The organism is Agrobacterium sp. MCAB5 (assembly GCF_052114365.1).
Taxonomy (GTDB): Bacteria; Pseudomonadota; Alphaproteobacteria; order Rhizobiales; family Rhizobiaceae; genus Agrobacterium; species Agrobacterium tumefaciens.
In genome coordinates, this window is the sequence record NZ_JBFREP010000004.1 from 470002 (window position 1) to 489581 (window position 19580).

Annotated in this window: 18 protein-coding genes; 9 read left to right on the forward strand and 9 right to left on the reverse strand. The window is 57.0% G+C overall.

Annotated elements, in window-relative coordinates:
* The 8 genes from AB4Z23_RS13080 to AB4Z23_RS13115 all read left to right on the forward strand — a co-directional run bounded on the left by AB4Z23_RS13080 (nucleotide 1) and on the right by AB4Z23_RS13115 (nucleotide 8105).
* The gene (locus AB4Z23_RS13080) at nucleotides 1–969 is read left to right on the forward strand and encodes an ABC transporter permease (RefSeq protein ID WP_441360266.1); all 969 of its coding nucleotides are present in this window, start codon (nucleotides 1–3) and stop codon (nucleotides 967–969) included.
* 3 nt (nucleotides 970–972) lie between these two features.
* A complete protein-coding gene (locus tag AB4Z23_RS13085) occupies nucleotides 973–1995 on the forward strand; it encodes a LacI family DNA-binding transcriptional regulator (RefSeq protein ID WP_441360267.1) in 1023 nt (340 codons plus the stop codon).
* Nucleotides 1996–2028: 33 nt separating this feature from the next.
* A complete protein-coding gene (locus tag AB4Z23_RS13090; RefSeq protein WP_421476794.1) occupies nucleotides 2029–3078 on the forward strand; it encodes a sugar phosphate isomerase/epimerase family protein in 1050 nt (349 codons plus the stop codon).
* 11 nt (nucleotides 3079–3089) lie between these two features.
* Nucleotides 3090–4259 carry a Gfo/Idh/MocA family protein gene (locus AB4Z23_RS13095; RefSeq protein WP_421476796.1) on the forward strand — a complete coding sequence of 390 codons (1170 nt, stop codon included), beginning with the start codon at nucleotides 3090–3092 and terminating at the stop codon, nucleotides 4257–4259.
* A gap of 128 nt (nucleotides 4260–4387) precedes the next feature.
* Nucleotides 4388–5242: a sugar phosphate isomerase/epimerase family protein gene (locus tag AB4Z23_RS13100; RefSeq protein WP_025593424.1), complete on the forward strand. Its 855-nt coding sequence runs from the start codon at nucleotides 4388–4390 to the stop codon at nucleotides 5240–5242.
* 153 nt (nucleotides 5243–5395) lie between these two features.
* Nucleotides 5396–7081 carry a GMC oxidoreductase gene (locus tag AB4Z23_RS13105; protein ID WP_003515231.1) on the forward strand — a complete coding sequence of 562 codons (1686 nt, stop codon included), beginning with the start codon at nucleotides 5396–5398 and terminating at the stop codon, nucleotides 7079–7081.
* The gene (locus AB4Z23_RS13110) at nucleotides 7081–7641 is read left to right on the forward strand and encodes a gluconate 2-dehydrogenase subunit 3 family protein (protein ID WP_038490967.1); all 561 of its coding nucleotides are present in this window, start codon (nucleotides 7081–7083) and stop codon (nucleotides 7639–7641) included. The genes AB4Z23_RS13105 and AB4Z23_RS13110 overlap by 1 nt, the downstream gene beginning before the upstream one ends.
* A gap of 68 nt (nucleotides 7642–7709) precedes the next feature.
* Nucleotides 7710–8105, forward strand: coding sequence for a c-type cytochrome (locus AB4Z23_RS13115; protein ID WP_003515228.1), 396 nt, complete (start codon nucleotides 7710–7712; stop codon nucleotides 8103–8105).
* Between the two features lie 160 nt (nucleotides 8106–8265).
* Here AB4Z23_RS13115 and AB4Z23_RS13120 read toward each other — a convergent pair whose 3' ends face one another.
* The 9 genes from AB4Z23_RS13120 to AB4Z23_RS13160 all read right to left on the reverse strand — a co-directional run bounded on the left by AB4Z23_RS13120 (nucleotide 8266) and on the right by AB4Z23_RS13160 (nucleotide 17882).
* Nucleotides 8266–9426, reverse strand: a complete 1161-nt coding sequence (locus tag AB4Z23_RS13120) for a glucoamylase family protein (protein ID WP_421476492.1) — start codon at nucleotides 9424–9426, stop codon at nucleotides 8266–8268.
* 224 nt (nucleotides 9427–9650) lie between these two features.
* Nucleotides 9651–10034, reverse strand: coding sequence for a response regulator (locus tag AB4Z23_RS13125; protein ID WP_441360268.1), 384 nt, complete (start codon nucleotides 10032–10034; stop codon nucleotides 9651–9653).
* Nucleotides 10031–12343: a GAF domain-containing protein gene (locus AB4Z23_RS13130; protein ID WP_441360269.1), complete on the reverse strand. Its 2313-nt coding sequence runs from the start codon at nucleotides 12341–12343 to the stop codon at nucleotides 10031–10033. The genes AB4Z23_RS13125 and AB4Z23_RS13130 overlap by 4 nt, the downstream gene beginning before the upstream one ends.
* 33 nt (nucleotides 12344–12376) lie before the next feature.
* Nucleotides 12377–12802 (reverse strand): response regulator, encoded by a 426-nt coding sequence (locus AB4Z23_RS13135; RefSeq protein ID WP_003515224.1) that lies wholly within the window; start codon nucleotides 12800–12802, stop codon nucleotides 12377–12379.
* An 11-nt stretch (nucleotides 12803–12813) separates the two neighbouring features.
* Nucleotides 12814–13923 carry a PAS domain-containing protein gene (locus AB4Z23_RS13140; RefSeq protein ID WP_441360270.1) on the reverse strand — a complete coding sequence of 370 codons (1110 nt, stop codon included), beginning with the start codon at nucleotides 13921–13923 and terminating at the stop codon, nucleotides 12814–12816.
* A gap of 232 nt (nucleotides 13924–14155) precedes the next feature.
* Nucleotides 14156–14932, reverse strand: a complete 777-nt coding sequence (locus tag AB4Z23_RS13145; protein WP_421476322.1) for an ABC transporter permease — start codon at nucleotides 14930–14932, stop codon at nucleotides 14156–14158.
* On the reverse strand, nucleotides 14919–15686 hold the full coding sequence (locus AB4Z23_RS13150) for an ABC transporter ATP-binding protein (RefSeq protein WP_034502326.1): 768 nt from the start codon (nucleotides 15684–15686) through the stop codon (nucleotides 14919–14921). Before AB4Z23_RS13150 ends, AB4Z23_RS13145 begins: the two co-directional genes overlap by 14 nt.
* Nucleotides 15687–15749: 63 nt before the next feature.
* Nucleotides 15750–16751, reverse strand: coding sequence for an ABC transporter substrate-binding protein (locus AB4Z23_RS13155; protein WP_003515219.1), 1002 nt, complete (start codon nucleotides 16749–16751; stop codon nucleotides 15750–15752).
* Between the two features lie 48 nt (nucleotides 16752–16799).
* Nucleotides 16800–17882 (reverse strand): 4-oxalomesaconate tautomerase, encoded by a 1083-nt coding sequence (locus tag AB4Z23_RS13160; protein ID WP_441360271.1) that lies wholly within the window; start codon nucleotides 17880–17882, stop codon nucleotides 16800–16802.
* Between the two features lie 105 nt (nucleotides 17883–17987).
* On the opposite strand from AB4Z23_RS13160, the gene AB4Z23_RS13165 reads away from it, so the two are divergent.
* Entirely contained in the window at nucleotides 17988–18884 is an 897-nt protein-coding gene (locus AB4Z23_RS13165; RefSeq protein WP_421476326.1) for a LysR family transcriptional regulator, read from the forward strand.
* Nucleotides 18885–19580: the final 696 nt, after the last annotated feature.

Here is a 19580-nt window from a genome sequence, read left to right on the forward strand (position 1 = left end):
ATGACAAATTCCGGTTTGAAAATCAAATCCATCATCACCGATCCGCTTACCATTGCGATTGGCGCGTCAGTCTTCCTGCTGCTGGTCGGCGAACTGTTGTCGCCCGGCTTCGCACAGGGGTCGCAGATCGTGCGGCTGCTGACGATCGCSGCYATTCTCGGTATCGTCGCGGCGGGCCAAAATCTTGTGATCMTTGGCGGACGCGAAGGCATCGATCTGTCCGTCGGCGCGATGATCTCGCTCGGCGCGGTCCTTGCCGGCAACATGATGAACGGACAGAATGTCGGAATACCGCTCGCCATAYTGGTCGCAGGTGGCATTCCCTTCCTGATCGGCCTCATCAATGGCCTCGGCATCACCTTCGTGCGCATTCCGCCGCTGGTCATGACACTSGGCATGACAGCGGTGATCCAGGGCGGGCTKGTGGTCTATTCGCAGGGCGTTCCATCAGGTGCGGCGGCGCCSCTYCTGGCGGGTTTCATCAACCGGCCTCTCGTTTTCGGTATTCCCGGCGTCCTCTTCGTCTGGCTTGGCATTGCCGCGATCATGCTGTTCGTGCTGCGCCGCACGGCCTTCGGCTTCTCCATTTACGCCATCGGCTCCAATGAGCGGGCGGCGACGTTGGTCGGATTGCCCGTGTCTTTGATCCGCACGCTGCTTTACGGCCTGTCCGGCCTGTTTGCCGGTCTGACCGGGGTCTGCGTGATCGGTTATACCGGCACCTCCTTCATTTCTGTCGGCGACCAATATGTCCTTCCATCGATCATCGCTGTTGTCATCGGCGGCACTTCGCTTGCCGGTGGTGCGGGCGGATATATCGGAACCATGGCCGGGGCAGTTGCGCTCACCATTCTGCAAAGCGTACTGATAACGCTCAACCTCGATGTATGGGCCCGGCAGATCATATTCGGTGTCACGTTACTTGCGCTGATGCTGCTTTATGGCCGCCAAAAGCAGTTGCGTGTGTGACAGATGAGCAAAGACCAAGGTTCGAATATCAGGGAAGTTGCAGCTCTCGCGGGCGTTTCRATYGCGACCGTGTCACGGGCGCTGCAACAACCCGACAAAGTCCGCCCGGAAACGAGGAAGAAGGTTTTCGATGCCGTCAGGCAGGCRAACTTTGTTCCCAACGCCCAGGCCGCAAGCTTCAGGCGTCAATCCAACAATACCGTCATTCTTCTCGTTCGCGATATCGGCAACCCGTTTTATCTCGAGATCTACAAGGGCGTGGAGGAAGCGGCGGGGGAGGCGGGATTCAAGGTGCTCATGGGCGACGCCCGTAACGACGAAAACCGCGTGGCGACACATATCGACATGGTCAGGCAGAAACATGCTGACGGCCTCATCCTGATGACCGGCCAGTTTCCTTCAGAGCTTCTCGGTCAGGGTGACGCGCTGCCGCCGATCGTCATCGCTTCGGAAACCGTGCCAGGCATTGCGCTGCCCACCGTCAAGGTCGATAACCGCGCCGCGTCCAAAAACGCCGTGCATCATCTGATCGAATCAGGGCACACGAAGATCGCACATCTCGCCGGACCTTTTCCGGAAAGTCTGGCACAGGAGCGTTTCGAGGGCTACCGCGACGCGCTTGAGGAAGCGGGTATCGGTTACGCGGATGAACTCGTCGTGACAGGCGATTACAGCATCGAAGCCGGTAGACAGGCGATTGCCGGACTTCTCGAAAACGGCATTTCCTTCACCGCCATCTTCGCCTCGAGCGACCAGATGGCGATTGGCGCAATCAGCGAGCTGCGCGGGCGCGGGCTGTCCGTGCCGACCGATGTCTCGGTYATTGGCTTCGACGATATAATTTTCGCCAATGCYTTCGAACCACCGCTAACKACAGTGCGCCAGCCCCGGCAGGAAATGGGCCGCAAAGCCATGGCGCTGATGGTCGACCGGCTAAATGGCAAACGCACGGCCGAAACCATCGTGCTGGATACGGAACTGGTGGTGCGCGGCTCGGTCGCGCCCTGCCGTTCGCCGCACCGGTAGCGGCCAGACTGTGAATGCAAGGAGTGTAAGGACATGAAGACGATCAAAGGCCCGGCGATTTTCCTCGCGCAATTTGTCGGGGACAAGGCACCCTTCGACACGCTCGACAATCTTGGCCAATGGGCGGCTTCCCTTGGTTACAAGGGCATTCAGGTGCCGACCGATCCCAAGCTCTTCGATCTCGAGAAAGCTGCCGCTTCCAAGGCTTATTGCGATGATATCAAGGGACGTCTGGCCGAGACAGGCGTCGAGATCACCGAGCTTTCAACCCATATTCAGGGCCAGCTCGTCGCTGTTCATGCTGCCTATGACGAGATGTTCGACGGTTTTGCGCCCGCCCAACTGCGCGGCAAACCGCAGGCGCGTCAGGAATGGGCGGTCAACCAGCTGAAGTGCGCGGCGAAAGCCTCGCAGCATCTGGGCCTTAAGAGCCATGCGAGTTTTTCCGGCGCGCTGGCGTGGCCTTTCGTTTATCCGTGGCCGCAGCGCCCCGCAGGTCTTGTCGAAATGGCCTTTGCTGAACTCGGCAAGCGCTGGACGCCCATTCTCGATACATTCGAGGAGAATGGCGTCGATCTCTGCTACGAGCTGCATCCCGGCGAAGACCTGCATGACGGCATTACCTTCGAGCGTTTTCTGGAGGCGACCGGCAATCATTCCCGCGCCAACATCCTTTATGATCCCTCGCACTTCGTGCTTCAGGCGATGGATTATCTTGATTTCATCGATATCTACCACGAGCGCATMCGRGCCTTTCACGTCAAGGATGCCGAGTTCAATCCGACCGGCCGGTCCGGCGTCTATGGCGGTTATCAAGGCTGGGTCGACCGGCCGGGGCGCTTTCGCTCACTCGGCGACGGGCATGTCGATTTCGGCGCGGTGTTTTCCAAGCTCACCCAATACGACTTCGAAGGATGGGCCGTGCTGGAATGGGAATGCGCGCTGAAACACCCGGAGGACGGGGCGCGTGAAGGTGCCGGCTTCATTGAAAATCAAATCATCCGCGTGACCGAACGGGCTTTCGACGATTTCGCCAAAAGCGGCGCCGATGATGCCGCCAACCGTCGCCTTCTCGGGCTTTGAAAGGGATAGACATGTCCTCCGCAACAGCAAGATTTAATAGCCGCCGCATTCGTCTCGGCATGGTGGGTGGCGGTCAGGGTGCCTTTATCGGCGCGGTGCATCGTATCGCCGCGCGGCTCGACGACCGTTACGAATTGGTCGCCGGTGCACTTTCCTCCGACCCGGCACGCGCCAGCGCTTCGGCAACCCTGCTCGGCATTGCGCCCGAGCGGTCCTACGCTTCTTTTGAGGAGATGGCGTCGGCCGAGGCCGGTCGTGAAGACGGTATCGAGGCGGTCGCCATCGTCACCCCCAATCACCTGCATTTCGCCCCGTCCAGGGTCTTTCTCGAATCTGGCATCCACGTCATCTGCGACAAGCCCGTCACAGCGACGCTGGAGGAGGCCAAGGAGCTGGCGAAGAGCGTGAGGGCATCCGACAGGCTGTTCATCCTCACGCATAATTACACCGGCTATGCCATGTTGCGGCAGATGCGGGAGATGGTKGCCAACGGTGCCATAGGCAAGCTGCGCCATGTCCAGGCCGAATATGCGCAGGACTGGCTGACCGAAGCGGTTGAAAAGACCGGCGCAAAGGGAGCGGAATGGCGCACCGATCCGAGCCGCTCTGGCGCGGGCGGGGCAATCGGCGACATCGGCACCCACGCTTTCAACGCCGCCGCCTTCGTGACCGGTGAAATTCCCGCGAGCCTCTACGCAGATCTCACTTCCTTCGTTCCGGGCAGGCAGCTGGATGACAGCGCCAATATTCTGCTGCGTTACGAAAGCGGCGCGAAGGGCATGCTGTGGGCAAGCCAGATCGCYGTCGGCAATGAAAACGCCCTGTCGCTCAGGGTCTATGGCGATAAGGGCGGCCTTGAATGGCATCACCGCGTGCCGGACGAGCTGTGGTTCACACCTTACGGCGAGCCCAAGCGGCTGATTACGCGCAATGGCGCGGGTGCAGGCGCTGCCGCCAACCGCGTCAGCCGTGTGCCATCAGGGCATCCGGAGGGATATCTCGAGGGTTTTGCGACGATCTACCGTGAAGCCGCAGACGCAATCATCGCAAAAAGGGAGGGAAAAGCAGCCGCCGGGGATGTGATTTATCCCGGCATAGAGGACGGCCTTGCGGGTCTCGCATTCATCGATGCGGCCGTGCGGTCCAGCCTGACCTCGTCCTGGGTAGAGATCGACATATAGATCACTGGATATCGGGGACTGACGACGCAGGGCATCGGAGGTTGTGCCCAGCATTACCCGACTRATTGTTCGGAAGAKCACGGGCAGGCGTGTCGTCATATTGATCAAACGGAAASGGAGTCACGCGTTTGAAAACGTTCAAGTCAAAATTCGCAAAGATGGCATTCGTCGTCGGACTGGCGGCCGGTTTCGCAAATCCGGTTTTTGCCGATGACAGCAAGACGCTGCCGATTGCCGCGCAGATGTACACACTGCGCAACGCCGGAACGCTTGAGGAGCAGCTTGCCATCCTCAACCGCGCGGGCGTTTCCGCCGTGGAAACGGTGGATATGCAGAAGGTCAGCGCCAGCGAGCTGAACGCGCTTCTGGAAAAGCACAAGATCAAGGTCATTTCCTCGCATGTGCCGATCGACAAGCTTCGCGGCAATCTCGACGAGGTCATCACCGAGCAGAAGGCTGTCGGCAATCCGGTCGTGACCGTGCCGTTCCTCAAGCCCGAAGACCGCCCCAAGGACGCCGCTGGCTGGACAGCCTTCGGCAAGGAACTTGGCGGATATGCCGACAAGCTTTCCGCGGCTGGCCTCTCCATGGCCTATCACAACCATGATTTTGAAATGGTCAAGTTCGACGGCAAGACGGCGCTTGAACTGCTGCTCGATGCCGCAGGCCCGAAACTGCAGAGCGAACTCGACGTCGCCTGGGTGGCGCGCAGCGGCAATGATCCGGCTGAGTTCCTCGGCACTCTGAACGGTCGGGTTTTTGCAATCCACGCCAAGGACAATGCACCGGCCGGCACGGCCGAAAACGAGCGCGGCTTTGCAACGATTGGCACCGGCGTTCTCGACTGGAAGACGATCCTGCCGGCGGCCAAACATGCCGGCGCACAATGGTTCATTCTTGAACACGACCTTCCGCTCGATGCCGAAGCGGTCGTGACCAAGGGCAACGCGTTCCTGAGCGAGCGCCTGCCGACCATTCAGTAAACACTGGCAGTAAAACCAGAACCGCACCTCGGCGGCCGGTTTCGCCGGGGCGCATAAGGTTCGACAGACGCATGATGAAGTTTCCGCCGCGTTGCGACGGGGAGCGCATTGTCTCGTCGACTTTTTACCCAAGTACCAATCGGAGGAGTTATCATGGCGGACAATCATTATGATGCGATTGTTGTCGGTTCAGGCATAAGTGGAGGCTGGGCTGCAAAGGAACTCACGGAAAAAGGCCTGAAGGTTCTGCTGCTGGAGCGCGGCAGAAACATCGAGCACATTACCGACTATCAGAATGCCGACAAGGAAGCCTGGGACTATCCCCATCGCAACCGCGCCACGCAGGAGATGAAGGCGAAGTATCCGGTGCTCAGCCGCGACTATCTGCTGGAAGAGGCCACGCTCGGCATGTGGGCCGACGAGCAGGAAACGCCCTATGTCGAAGAAAAGCGTTTCGACTGGTTCCGTGGTTATCACGTCGGCGGACGTTCGCTGCTGTGGGGACGCCAGACCTACCGCTGGTCGCAGACCGATTTCGAGGCCAATGCCAAAGAAGGGATCGCCGTTGACTGGCCGATCCGTTATCAGGACATTGCTCCCTGGTATGATTACGTCGAGCGTTTCGCCGGCATTTCCGGCAGCCGCGAGGGGCTGGACATTCTTCCTGATGGTGAATTCCTGCCGCCTATTCCGCTGAATTGCGTTGAAGAGGATGTGGCACGCCGGTTGAAAACCGCCTTTAAAGGCACACGCCACCTCATCAATTCGCGCTGCGCCAACATCACCCAGGAACTTCCCGATCAGGAGCGCACGCGCTGCCAGTTCCGCAACAAGTGCCGGTTGGGCTGTCCTTTCGGCGGCTATTTCAGCACGCAGTCATCGACCCTGCCGGCGGCAGTCGCCACCGGAAATCTTACGCTCCGGCCTTTCTCCATCGTCAAGGAAATCCTTTACGACAAGGACAAGAAGAAAGCTCGCGGTGTCGAGATCATCGATGCCGAAACGAACCTGACCTATGAATACACCGCCGATGTGATCTTCCTCAACGCTTCGACGCTCAACTCGACCTGGGTTCTGATGAACTCGGCCACCGACGTGTGGGAGGGAGGGCTCGGCAGCAGCTCGGGCGAACTCGGCCACAATGTGATGGACCACCATTTCCGCATGGGCGCCACCGGCGAGGTGGAAGGTTTTGAAGAGTTTTATTTCAAGGGCCGCCGCCCGGCGGGATTCTATATTCCCCGTTTCCGYAACACCGGCGACGACAAGCGGAACTATCTGCGYGGTTTCGGTTATCAGGGATCCGCCAGCCGTTCGCGCTGGGAGCGGGAAATCGCCGAACTCAACATCGGAGCCGACTACAAGGAAGCGCTGACCCAGCCGGGCGCCTGGACTATCGGCATGACTGCCTTCGGTGAAATGCTGCCTTATCACGAGAACCGCGTGAAGCTGGACCACGACAAGAAGGACAAATGGGGCCTGCCGGTCCTGTCGATGAATGTCGAGATGAAGCAGAACGAACTCGATATGCGCGAAGACATGGTCAATGACGCAGTCGAGATGTTCGAAGCGGTCGGCATCAAGAACGTCAAACCGTCGAGGGGCAGCTATGCGCCGGGCATGGGCATCCATGAAATGGGTACGGCTCGCATGGGACGCGACCCCAAAACTTCCGTGCTCAATGGCAACAACCAGGTCTGGGATGCGCCGAACGTCTTTGTCACTGACGGTGCCTGCATGACTTCGGCCTCCTGCGTCAACCCGTCGCTCACCTACATGGCGCTGACGGCGCGTGCCGCSGAATTTGCCGTTTCCGAACGCAAGAAGGGGAATCTGTGATGAACAGACGTGAACTGCTGAAACTGATAGCCATTGCCTCCGGTCTTCCGYTGATCGGCGCTGACGTGGTCACTGCGGCGGAAAACGCCGCCAAGCCCGCCGGCGACGTCCACGTGTTCAGCCCGGAGGAGATCCGGCTTCTGGACGAGGTGGCTGAAACGATCATCCCTCGCACATCCACCCCGGGTGCGAAGGACGCCGCCGTTGGCGCATTCATGGCAGTCTATGCGGCCGATTGCTACACGGGCGAACAGCGGAAACTCTTCCTCTCCGCGATGGCTGACATCGAAAACCGCAGCCGGACGGAATACAAGAAGGCGTTTCTGGAGCTGACGGCGCAGGAGCGGCAGACGCTGATTTCTGCGCTGGACAAACAGGCCCGGGCGGAACAGACACCGACCGCACCGCATCCCTTCACACTCGTCAAGCAGCTGACGCTGCTCGGTTTCTTCACCTCGAAGATCGGCGCCACCGAGGTTCTCGTTTACGACGAAATCCCCGGCGGCTTTGAGACCTGCGTTCCCTACAAGAAGGGTACGCCCGCCTGGGGCACGACCTGAATTGAGAACAAGCCGCCCGCCTGCATTCGCAGGCGGGCGCGTTCATACGGCAGAACAAGGATGACACGATGCGAAAGAGAATGATCATCACGGCGGCGATGCTGGCAGCAAGCGCCATTCCCGCTTTTTCAGAGGGCGATGTTGCCAAGGGGGAGGCGGCCTTCAAGCGCTGTTCCGCCTGTCACGCCATCGGCGAGGGCGCGAAAAACAAGGTCGGCCCGCAGCTTAACGGGATCATCGGTCGCACTGCGGGCGGCGATCCGGACTATAATTACTCGAATGCGATGAAAAAAGCAGGCGGGGAAGGGCTGGTGTGGACACCGGAGGAACTGCGAGACTTTCTCAGCGCTCCCAAGAAGAAAATCCCCGGAAACAAGATGGCCTTGGCGGGCATCAGCAAACCGGAAGAACTGGATAATCTTATCGCCTACATCGAAAGCGCGTCTTCGAAACCAGCCGAATGACAGCACACCGTTTATCGAACATCAAAACTCCCGCAGTTTTGAGACGATGACCACGACTTTACCCCAGCATATCCTGCGCGCCGAAGGCCTTGCCAAGGAATTGCCAAGGCCTTCCGGCGTTGTCTTCAAGGATGCATTTGCGCTACTCAAACACCGGTTCTCAGGGGTCGGTCCGTCCTTCCTGCAGGCTCGACTTTTCGAACGACTTGTCCTGATGGAAGCCCAGTTTGGCCAAGCCGTTTTTCACCTCCGGCGCGTTCATGAATAAATCCCAGATCAGGCCGCTGCGATAGTTTTCCATCATCGCAACAACAGGCCCTTGATTGATCGCAAGATGCGTTCCGGACACCCAGCCGGTTGAGGGCTGGAATGAATCCATGAGGCCAAAGCGGCCGATGAGTGCACCATTGTTCCATCGCAGAAAACGCAAAGCCGCCTCGCGTGAGCGATGAGAAAAGAAGGGCATGCTAGAGAGGGCTGCCGTTGTCGCAATGATACCGTCATCGTCGGTCGGAGAGTTTACGACATAGCCCTTTGGCCCATCACACGCAGACAGACCCCACCCGGCCTCACTTGGGTAGCGCGTGCGGCAGTAGCGGTAATTGATCATGCAATGCGCGTGAACCTGCTCCAGATAGTCATGACAATAAACATCGCCGAGACCGCGCGGATCGAGTGTGCAGAAGGAATAGTGSGACAGGAAAAGCGGTCCTCCATACGGCTGGCCAAGCGGCAGCCGAACACCGAGATACATCGATCCGTTCCGGATTTCGCCATCGCTTGCCCATCCGGAATGATAAGACTCGGCGCTGATTGCATGCGTCGTGGATCCTGCCGCGAGCACATAACAGACGAGGGCCTCGTTCCAGCCCACAATCGGCAAGTTTTTCGCCCAGGCATACCGACGGCTCCAATGCCAGAACAGCGGCCCGGGCTTTCCCCTGGTAAACCAGCCCCAYTCCACCGTCTCGACGATTTCATTTATGGACCGGCGTAAATCGATTTCGGAGGATGTCTGCGCGCCAAAAAACTGTCTGACGCAGATCAGCGCCTGAACCAGAAGAGCGGTTTCAACGAGATCTCCGCCGTCGTCGAATTTCGCGAAGGGTATCGTTCTTCCGCTGGACGCATCGATGAAGTGAGGGAAGGCGCCATGAAAACGCTTCACACTTGCCAGCGATCTCAACATCCGGCTCGCCCGGGCGATGGCTTCCTGTTCGGTTATCCAAGAACGGCGGACACCAACGATGAGCGAAAGAAAACCAAACCCGATCCCGGAGACCGACGCGATTTCATGGATCGAAAGACCATCGGATCGCATMCGATCCCGCGGTAGGCCACTCTCCGGGTGGCTCCCGGACCAGAAATATTCAAAGGTATTGCGATGCAAACCATCAAGTTCAGCAGGTAATTTATCCGTCAATTCCAACCTCAGGGACCAGCGGCAATCAGTCGGCAGATCGACTGCCAAGCCTTATCCGACTCTGTCACCATCTCCAAATTTCAAGCGGAGCGGTGAATCCCGGTAGCCGCAAAAATTCTCGGCTACCGCAGCATCTGTCTTATCGTCTCCACGATCTGCTCTTCGCAGTAGGGTTTCGTAAAGAAAGCCGTATCTGCCGCGATCATATGACCGGGATCTTCGAGATGGCCGGAAACCAGGATAACTTTGATAGGGGGCCACCTGTCACGAATAATGGCTGCCAGTTGCAGGCCGTCGACGCCGCGTGGCATATCGATATCAGTGAAAACAATTCGTATGTCTGCGCGTGCCTCAAGGATATTGACCGCCTCCGTAGCATCTGCCGCAGCAAGCGCTGTGTATCCTGCGGTTTCAACCAGATCCACGGCGGCAAGGCGTAGCAGCGGCTCATCCTCGACGACGAGTATKGTTGCCACATCGGCAGCATTCGAGGTCAMGGTCATCATGACTGTCTCAAATGGGAAACCAGTCCCTGCATCGTTACCCGCAGGCCGTCAGGATCAAAATTTACCTCGACACCGCCTGTACCCATCAGACCAAGCTGGATGAGCTTCGATCCGAAACCTTTACCCGATGGAGCGGTCACCGGCGGGCCGTCCTGCTCCTTCCATTCCAGAACAAGCGCGTTCTCGCCGCCTGCATCTTCTATCGTCCATGAAATAACGACGGTTCCGGCATCAGAAGACCAGGCTCCATATTTCAAAGCATTTGTGCCAAGCTCGTGCATCAGGAGAGCCAGCGACAGTGCAGTCCTGGGCCCGATTTCCATGTCGGTGCCCGATATGCGGTATCGCTCGGGAAGAGAAAGTTGGCGAAGCACGGAATCGATCACTGCCACCATGCGCGCCGACGACCAGTCCTGGTTCAGGAGAACCTCATGCGCATTGGAAAGCGCGCGCAATCTGCTCGTGAAGGCTTCGACAGGGGCTCTGTCGGTAACAGGGCGAAGCGTCTGTGTCGCAATCGCCTGAACCATGGCCATCGTGTTTTTGAGCCGGTGGCTGATCTCGTGATTGAGAACCTGCTGTTCCTGCTCGGCCCGAATCCTGGAGATCGCCTCACGCGTCCGGTCCGCTATCGCACGCACAAAATCACGCTCCTCGGAMGAGAATTCATGCGGCTTGTCGTAGTGTACGAACATGACCCCCGCGAATGCACCTCTTTCGATGATTGGCACATTCACGAGGACGGAGATGCCTAATGAGTGTAGAAGCTCGGCTGAAGCGGAGGTTCTCGGATCTGTCGCCACATCGGGTATGATGACCGTCTCGCCGCGCTTCAAATCCTGGATGTAGGATCCGTAATTCCTGAAATGATGGAGCCCCGCGACGGTGAACATTCCCTCCGCACACCAGTCGGGAAGCATCTGCACCGTCTCGGCGATAGGGTCAACGATGCCGTAGCCTGCCCGCGTCGCGCCTCTCAGACTCCGTGCCAAAATCTCGGCGGCGGCAAATGCCACTTCCGCAACAGTATCCAGCTCGCGGATCTTTTCGCCGAGTTCCAGGAATGCAAGCTGCCTGTCCTCCGACAGTTTTTGAGCGGTGGCGTTGCGTGCGACCTTGATATATCCCGGGACCTTGGGCGACGAATGGTTGGACATCGGCCGGATCGTGCCGTCCAGAAAGATGCTGGAGCCATCAGCAGCGAGGTGCCACCGGCGGTCGGGTGCAACCCCTTCGGACGTGGCTCTGCTCACTTCAGCCGCAGGAACGCCGGCTGCCCGGTCCTCCTCAGTAAAAATCGACTCAAACGGCCGTCCGAGCATCTCGGCTTCCGACCAGCCAAATGTCTCCTGCGCTCCACCGAACCAGCTTGTAATGCGCTGGTCTTCATTGATCGTCATGATGATATAGTCTTTGGCGCCTTCGACGATCAGGCGAAGCTTCGTTTCGCTGTCGCGTAAAGCCTCCTGGGCTTGCATGCGGTCAGTGACTTCAACGAACATGATGACGAACGCGTCTTCACCAGTGGCTTGAACATAGCCGTCAAACCACCGGTCCATCGATCCGATCTTGCGGGTGAAACGCTTGCTTTGTTGCGTCTCGACGGCCTCCACCACATCGGAAACCCACTCATTCTCGAATTCTGGAAAGAGTTCGCGCATGGTTCGACCAGGCACATTATCGCCTGGCAATCCAAGAAGAGTGCTCCATGCRGGATTGACCGTCTCGTACCGCCAATCGACAATCGTTCCGTCGACGTCACGGATCACCGAGCCTACGACGATGCCTTCCTCCAATTGCTGGAAAAGCGCACCCCAGCGTCGCTCGGAAAGGAAGGTCGCAATCTGGTTCGAGGCGACCCTTCCGATCTGGTTCAGTAACTGCAGCTCGCTTTCCGTCCATGTGCGTGGTTCTCCATCGATTGCTGCGAGCGCGCCGATCACCATGCCATCAGGGAGGGTTACAGGCACTCCCATGTAGGAGATCACACCCAGATCGGTTATGGCCAGATTATTTCTAACGAGATCATGAACCGTCGCATCCCCGATGATCAAAGGCTGTCTGTCACGAACCACATGCTGACAGAATGAATGCGTGAGTGGCGTTTCCGCTGCTTCAGCCCATTTGGGTGGCAACCCGACATGAGCGATGAAAACCTGCCGGTGCTCGTCCAGAATGGAGATCAAAGCCACTGGGCATTTCAGGCCGGTTTTGACGACCTCGATAATATCCTGGAATTCGGGTGGGCTCTGGACATCAAGCAGCCCAGAGTTTCGAACTGCGTCAATGCGTTCCGACGGTGAATTCAAGGTCAATCCTTATCCGCACAGGGGCGGCGTTGGTCAAGCCGACAAGGCGGCAAGCAGTTTGGGCGAAACAACAAGGCTGGGAGGAGGGGTAGCGGAGCGCTCTGCGCCAATAACGATGCCTTCAATGAACTGCAAGGCATTTTGCAAACCGTTCATCGTGTAGGGTTTCTCGATCGCTCCAAGTGCGCCCGCAAAGTCCTCAGGTATTCTCTTCAGGTTACCCGAAACAAAAACATAGGGGATGGAGCTCGAGGAAAGATATCGGCCGACTTCTATGCCCGTTGGACCATCCAGCAATTGAATGTCTACAAATGCGAATTGCGGCAGTGCCTTATTGGCAAGCTCGATAGCTTCCTTGCTGTCGGCAGCGATCCCCACAATCTCGTGTCCGGCATCTTCCACTTCGCTTTCAAGTTCCATCGCCAGCAGAGCTTCGTCCTCTACGATCAAGATTTTCACAGGAGATCCTTTCAGTCTTTTACAGAAAGCGTGACACGAACATCCGAGAGGCAACCTTCAACCGTCCGAACTATCGTAGCACGCAATTGTTTTACGCACGCTTCCAGCATCTTTTTGCTAAAGGCTGCTTCTTCCTTGTCCACTTCGCCCGGCGTGACGGTATCGGCAACCCTSACAAGGAAGTGGCCGTTKAGGCGCTTGACCTCCAGGTGCARTTGCCCGCCACGGTCCTTCAATCCTCTGCGAATGGCRTCGCCGATGAGTTCGTTGATGATCAASGCAAGGGGWGAGGCCTTGGTCGCCGGAACCACAACCTCGTGAAGATCGGTGGTGAGGATGATGTCGGTTCGCTTCAAGGCGCCGATCTTGTCGAGCATCAATGTATTGGCAAAATCCGCGACATCGAAATGCCCTACATCTTCATCGTTCAGAAGCTTGCGCTGAACGGTGCTGAGTGCTTCGACCCTGTTCAGCACAGACATCAATGTCCGCTCCACAACATCGTTATCAGTCATCCGCGCCTGAAGCTTCACGATYGAGGCGATTGTCAGGAGGTTGTTTTTTACGCGATGATCAACTTCGTGGACGAGGGTTGTTTTTGCCCGCAATGCCTCWGTCAAATCCGCCGTTCGCAGCGCCACCTCTCCCTCCGCGATGTGGCGGGCGCGAGCGAGTTCGGCTTCCTTGCTCTTGATATCGGTGAAGTCGAGTTGCGAGGCGAAAAAATAGATGACGGTTCCGGMAGCATCGCGAACAGGACTTACGAAGAGAGCATTCCAAAACTCTGATCCGTCYTTGCGATAATTAAGGATGTCGATCGCCAAATCCTGCTCGGCTGCGATTGCCTCACGCAGCTTCGTAACTGAGCCAGGATCCGTGTCTGGACCCTGGAGCAGACGACAATTTTGACCAACCAGCTCTTCGGCGGAATAGCCCGTCAATCTGCTGAAAGCAGCATTGCAGAAGATGATTGGATTGTCGTTGAGGAGTGGATTTGTGATGATCATGGGCATGCGGGTGGCCTTGAAGGCTGCCGCAAACGGATCTTCAGAAGCGTGGCCAGATACTAGACGCTCTCCAGCGTCTTGAGCATCCTGCCGGAGGAGATCATTATCTTTCATGCARGGTCCTGAAGGTAACGGTYCCCTAAAATGTTTGAATGGGAATTTGGTTCCAACGACAAAGTGAATTATTCCTGTTTTACAGGGTAGGGGATCCACCATCTTTTTGCATATTGTCCGTGAGCAGGTCTGCCGGCGTCCGATAGCCGAGAGATCGGCSTGATGACGTCAGTAGAACAAAAACGGGGCGACCAACTGGCCGCCCCGCTTGATATGAGACTGGGTCGAAACCTCAAGCAGGCCGTTCTTCGCCCGCGTTCGGCCTCCAGGTGATCAGCTTTCTCTCGGCGACATCGAGAATGAGATCGATGACGAGAACAAAAATGGCGAGAATGATGATACCCGCGAAAACGCCGACCGCGTCGAAGTTACCTTCCGAACGGGCGATCAGGTAACCGAGGCCTGCGGAAGACCCGAGATATTCGCCGATGATCGCGCCAACCACCGCAAATCCGACGGACGTGCGCAGCGACGACAGAATCCAGCTGGCTGCCGCCGGAAAATAAACATGACGCAAGAGATCAGAGCGCTTTGCACCGAGAATGCGCGTGTTGGAAAGCACGACGGGGTTTACTTCGCGMACACCTTGCATGGCGTTGAAGAACGTCACGAAGAAGACGAGRGTGACCGCAAGAGCGACCTTTGACCAGAGGCCAAGCCCCAGCCAAAGGACGAAAATTGGCGCGAGGACCACACGCGGGATGGCGTTCACTGCCTTGATGAACGGATCCAACACACGGGCCACAAAGGGACTGAGTCCCAGCCAGACACCGGCGCCGACGCCGAGACCTGTACCGATGAGGTAACCGAGAACCGTTTCACTCAAGGTGATACCGACATGTTTGTAAAAGCCGGCATCGGCAACCCAGGTGATGACCTGCTTGACGATGTCGATGGGTGCCGGGAAGAAGAAGCGGTCGATCGCCCCGGAGCTTACCCCGAGTTGCCACCCACCCAGGAGCACGACCAGAAGCACGATCTGGATGATGCGAACATTAGCGGCTTGCATAGCTTTTCTCCACTTCGCCGCGCAAAGACGCCCATATATCGCGATATAGGGTCATGAATTTCGGATCGAGCTTGATTTCGGCCACGTTGCGGGGCCGTTCCAGATCAACCGGGAAGCTCTCGATAACCCGGCTCTTGGGGCCGGCGGCAAGGACGACAACCCGGTCCCCGAGTGCAATCGCCTCTTCGAGATCGTGCGTGATCATGACCACTGCACGGCGATCCTCTTGCCACAATCTCAGGAGTTCATTCTGCATGAGGTGGCGCGTGTGAATGTCGAGTGCGGAGAAGGGCTCGTCCATCAGGATGACCTTCGGCTCGGTKATAAGCGCCTGCGCCATCTGGACACGYTTGCGCTGTCCGCCTGAAAGTTGATGCGGAAAGCGCTCTTCAAACCCCTTCAGGCCAACTTTTTCCAGCCAGGCCAGAACTTTGGTACGGCGCTCATGTTCGGATACGCCGCGGAACAGCAGGCCAAGCTCGACATTCTGATAGGCCGTTTTCCAGGGAAGCAGCGCATCCTGCTGGAAGAGATATCCAATGTTGTTCTGCACGCCCTGCACGGCCGAACCATCGATGGAGACCTTTCCCTGCGCCGGTTTCAGCAAACCCGCGATGGCATTGAGAATGGTGGACTTGCCGCATCCGGTTGGGCCGACAATCGAGAGAAACTCACCATCTCCAACTTTCAGGTTCACATCCTGGACCGCAACGAACGCGCCAAAGGCCATTGTTACGTTCTCGATTGCCACCATTGGCTGAAGATTGAGTTTCGCCACGGGTTCTAACTTTCTAATTGGCAAAGACATTGAAGACCCTCAGTTTACGCCCTTCGAAGCCGCAGCCTCGACGAACTTGTTGGTGTAGGTCGTGTTGAGATCGATCGTGGCCTTCGCGACTGCGTCGTTGAAGCTTTTCAAAACCGCCAACGGGGTTTCCAGATCGGCCTGGTTGAAGGTTCCATCTTCGGAGAAGATCGCCTTGGCGGCCTCGACGGCCTTGATGTAGGTCTGCTTGTCGCCGGACACGAAATCATCGGGCAGCTTTGCAACGATTTCCTCGGCCGAATGCTCCTTCATCCAATGCAGCGCCTTTACCGTGGCATTGGTAACCTTCTGGATCACCTCGGGATGTGCATCGATGTATTCCTGCGTCGCATACAASACGGASGTGGGGTATATCCCGCCATAGACATCCTTGGCGCCCTGATCGCTRCGGGCATCGATCAARATCTTGCCAAGACCACGCTCAACCACGATCGTCGCAGCCGGATCGTAATTGACCAACAGGTCAATCTTGCCCTGCTGCAGAGCGGCTACAGCAGCAGCGCCGGAGCCAACGCCGATGATGGCGATGTCGTTGTCGCTCAGATTGTGCTGCTTCATGTAATAACGAATGAAGAAATCGGACGAAGACCCGGGCGAGGTGATCCCGACCTTTTTGCCCTTGATGGTTTCAGGTTTTGCCGGATCGAAGTCTGTATCGTTCTTTCCTGCGAGAACCAGCCCGGAATTGCGGGCAAGCTGAACGAAGCCAACCACGTGCTTGTTCTGGGACTGCATCTGGATCGTGTGATCGTAGAAACCGACGGCTACATCCGTGGACCCTGCGACGAGCGCCTGCAGGACTTTCGAACCGCCTTGGGCAAAGTTCTCGGTCGTCACCTCAAGGCCCTCGTCCTTGTAGAAGCCGAGGCTGGCCGCCACCGGAAAAGGCAGGTTGTTGAGGTTGTACGAACCAACACTCATTCTGACGGATTCTGCATTTGCCGATGCTGCCAGCGCACAGAGCGCCGCTGTTGCAAGCAAGTATTTACGCATGAGGGTCTCCTCCCAGTTTTGCTATGTTTTGAGCCAGTATGGCTTTGTCTAGGCTGCGTCTTCAATCGCAGCGTTTGGCTTGGCGAAGGCAAAGCCTTCGAAAAGTCTGCGGGCCGTTCTCACAAGCCCGGCTGTTATTGCTCCGTTTCGCATCTCAAGTTGCACGTCCAGCCGACCGGCGGGATGCTCGATGCAGATCTGGGTCGGAACAGAYCGATTTCCCGCTTGTTCAAATGCCACGGAGCCTTCCGTGATCGCTGCGGTTGCTATGCCAACGGCGCCGGTCGTTGCCAGGGCAGGGTGGCACTCATTGGGCATGAAGTACCGGACAGACAGAGTGCCTCCCTTGCGGGCCGGCGCTACGATCACGGGTTTTGGTATGACCATATCCGTTACATCCCCCATCCCCATCAATTTGCCTGCCTGAATGCGTATGCGGGTCAATCGTTCGATGAGATCGCTATTGGAAGTCAGGGTCTGCGGATCTTCATATCCCGTGACGCCGAGGTCTCCCGCACGCATGAGRACCATCGGRATTGCGCAGTCTATCGCCGTCACAYCTATTCCCTCAACCGTGTCGACAGGGTTTCCGGTGGGCAACAGTTTTCCGGTTTTCGCACCCGCCGCATCCACGAACGTCAGGGCGATCGGTGCAGCCAGACCCGGAACGCCGTCGATGGATGCGTCTCCGAGATAAATTACTTCGCGACCACGCGTCGGCACCTTTGCCTCGATCAATTTTCCGGTGTTCACGTTGTGGATGCGAACCACGGTATCGCTTCCCCGAGCCTCGACAAGTCCAGCTTCGATCGCAAAGGGACCGACMGCGGCCAGCATATTTCCGCAATTGGGYGAATAGTCGACATACTGCCTGTCGGTACGAACCTGKGCGAAGAGATAGTCGATGTCTGCGCCTTCGACGGTGGAAGGACCTATGATCGCCACTTTCGAGGTGACCGGATTGCCGCCTCCTATCCCGTCTATCTGCAGCGGATGACCGGAACCCATGATGGACAAAAGTGCCGCATCCCGTTCCGCTCGATTACGCGGAAGGTCAGACGCCAGGAAGAACGGTCCACGAGATGTTCCGCCGCGCATCAGCACACAGGGTATCTTAAGCAGGTCGTTCATTTATCGCCTCAATCTTGCATTTGGTGGATCAATCCGCCTTGTTGTTGCAATATGAGCAAAAGAATCTAATCTGTTAAATGCAATGTTCGGAGGTATTATTGCGATATGAGCATCAATTGCGAAATTCTGGATCTAAGAGCATTTCAAGCAGTAGTTGAGCTTGAAAGTTTTCATAGGGCTGCCGACGCGTTGCATATTTCGCAACCAGCGCTTACCCGGCGCATCCAGAAACTGGAACAGGCCATTGGCGCGCCACTCCTCGAAAGGACCACACGCCACGTTGCCCCGACAGCGATGGGTCAGGAGGTAATGCCGCTTGTCCGGCGCATGCTGGAAGAGTTCGACGGATCGCTTTTTGCGATGAAAGATGGTGCACATCGGCGCGGCCTCATCACGATGGCCTGCGTTCCAACCGCAGCGTTTTATTTTCTACCCACCGTGATCAAAACATTTAGCAAGCAATATCCGCATATTAGGCTGCGTATCAGAGACCTTACGGCAAACGAAGGGCTGCAGGCGGTTGCGCGGGGAGAGGTGGAGTTCGGGATAAACCTCATGGGTAATTCTGATCCAGACCTGGCATTCGAACCTCTTATCGATGACCCATTTGTGCTGGCGATGCGGAAAGACCACCCTCTGGCGGATTTCGAAACGATCCAATGGAATCAACTGGAGCCTTACCCGCTGGTTGTCGTCGATCGCTCCAGCGGCAATAGAACGCTTCTGGATGGCGCACTCGCGCGGCACAATCTAAAGCTGAACTGGTTCTACGAGGTGACCCATCTCAATACGTCGCTTGGCCTGGTGGAGGCTGGGTTGGGGATTTCCGTCTTGCCGCGACTGGCTACCCCACAGGATGACCATCCTTTCCTCGTCACGCGGCCGATCGTTAATCCCGTGGTCTCCCGAACCATCGGTATCGTGCAAAGAAGAAGCAGTGCCTTATCTCCCGCCGCGGAGAAATTCGTGGAAATGCTGTTGAAGACCTGGAAAACGCCTTAGGGTTTGCAGCCGTGCATATCACCGTAAAGGGTTGGGTCTGACGCCACGCGGTGTAAGGTCGAGAAACGGGCGAGGGTGACGCCGTCTTCTCAGCGATGGTTGCGTAGTCACGCCGCCTTACCGGCTCTTCTAATAGCGGACCGCCTTGGCGTTCTGGGTCATAGATATGGGTTTTGCTGTTGCCATTTTCGCTGTTGAAGGAACCGGCGACGTGCGCCGCGCCGATTGACGTCAGCAAGCTCAATACTGATCAACCGTACAATGTAGATGTGGTTGAAGATCATAGCCTGCTTATCGACTGACAAGGCATACTCGCAGCAAGAGCGACCTCCATCAGTATCGCTTGAGGAAATAATGTGAGGCGGAAATTGAGTGGTGTTTTGTTTAGAGCGAAAGGATGCGTTACGCTTCGACTCAGCGTGATAACGCGGCAACCAGATAAGGTTCAAAACGAGTTCTGAAGGTTGCCTAAAGGGTCATTTGGACTGAGAACGAAAGACATTTAAACCAGAAAAAGTTCCATAATCTATCTTATGCGATCATCGTATGTAGCCGCAAAGTTAAAGTGTCCTGTTTCTGCAAAGTTGGAATGTCACACTCCCCGGGTCTGATTGACGTCTGGGAGATTGCAGATGGGATTGATTACGATGAGCGAGCGCGATCTGCAGCGGATCGAGGTTTTGTCGAAAGTCATGG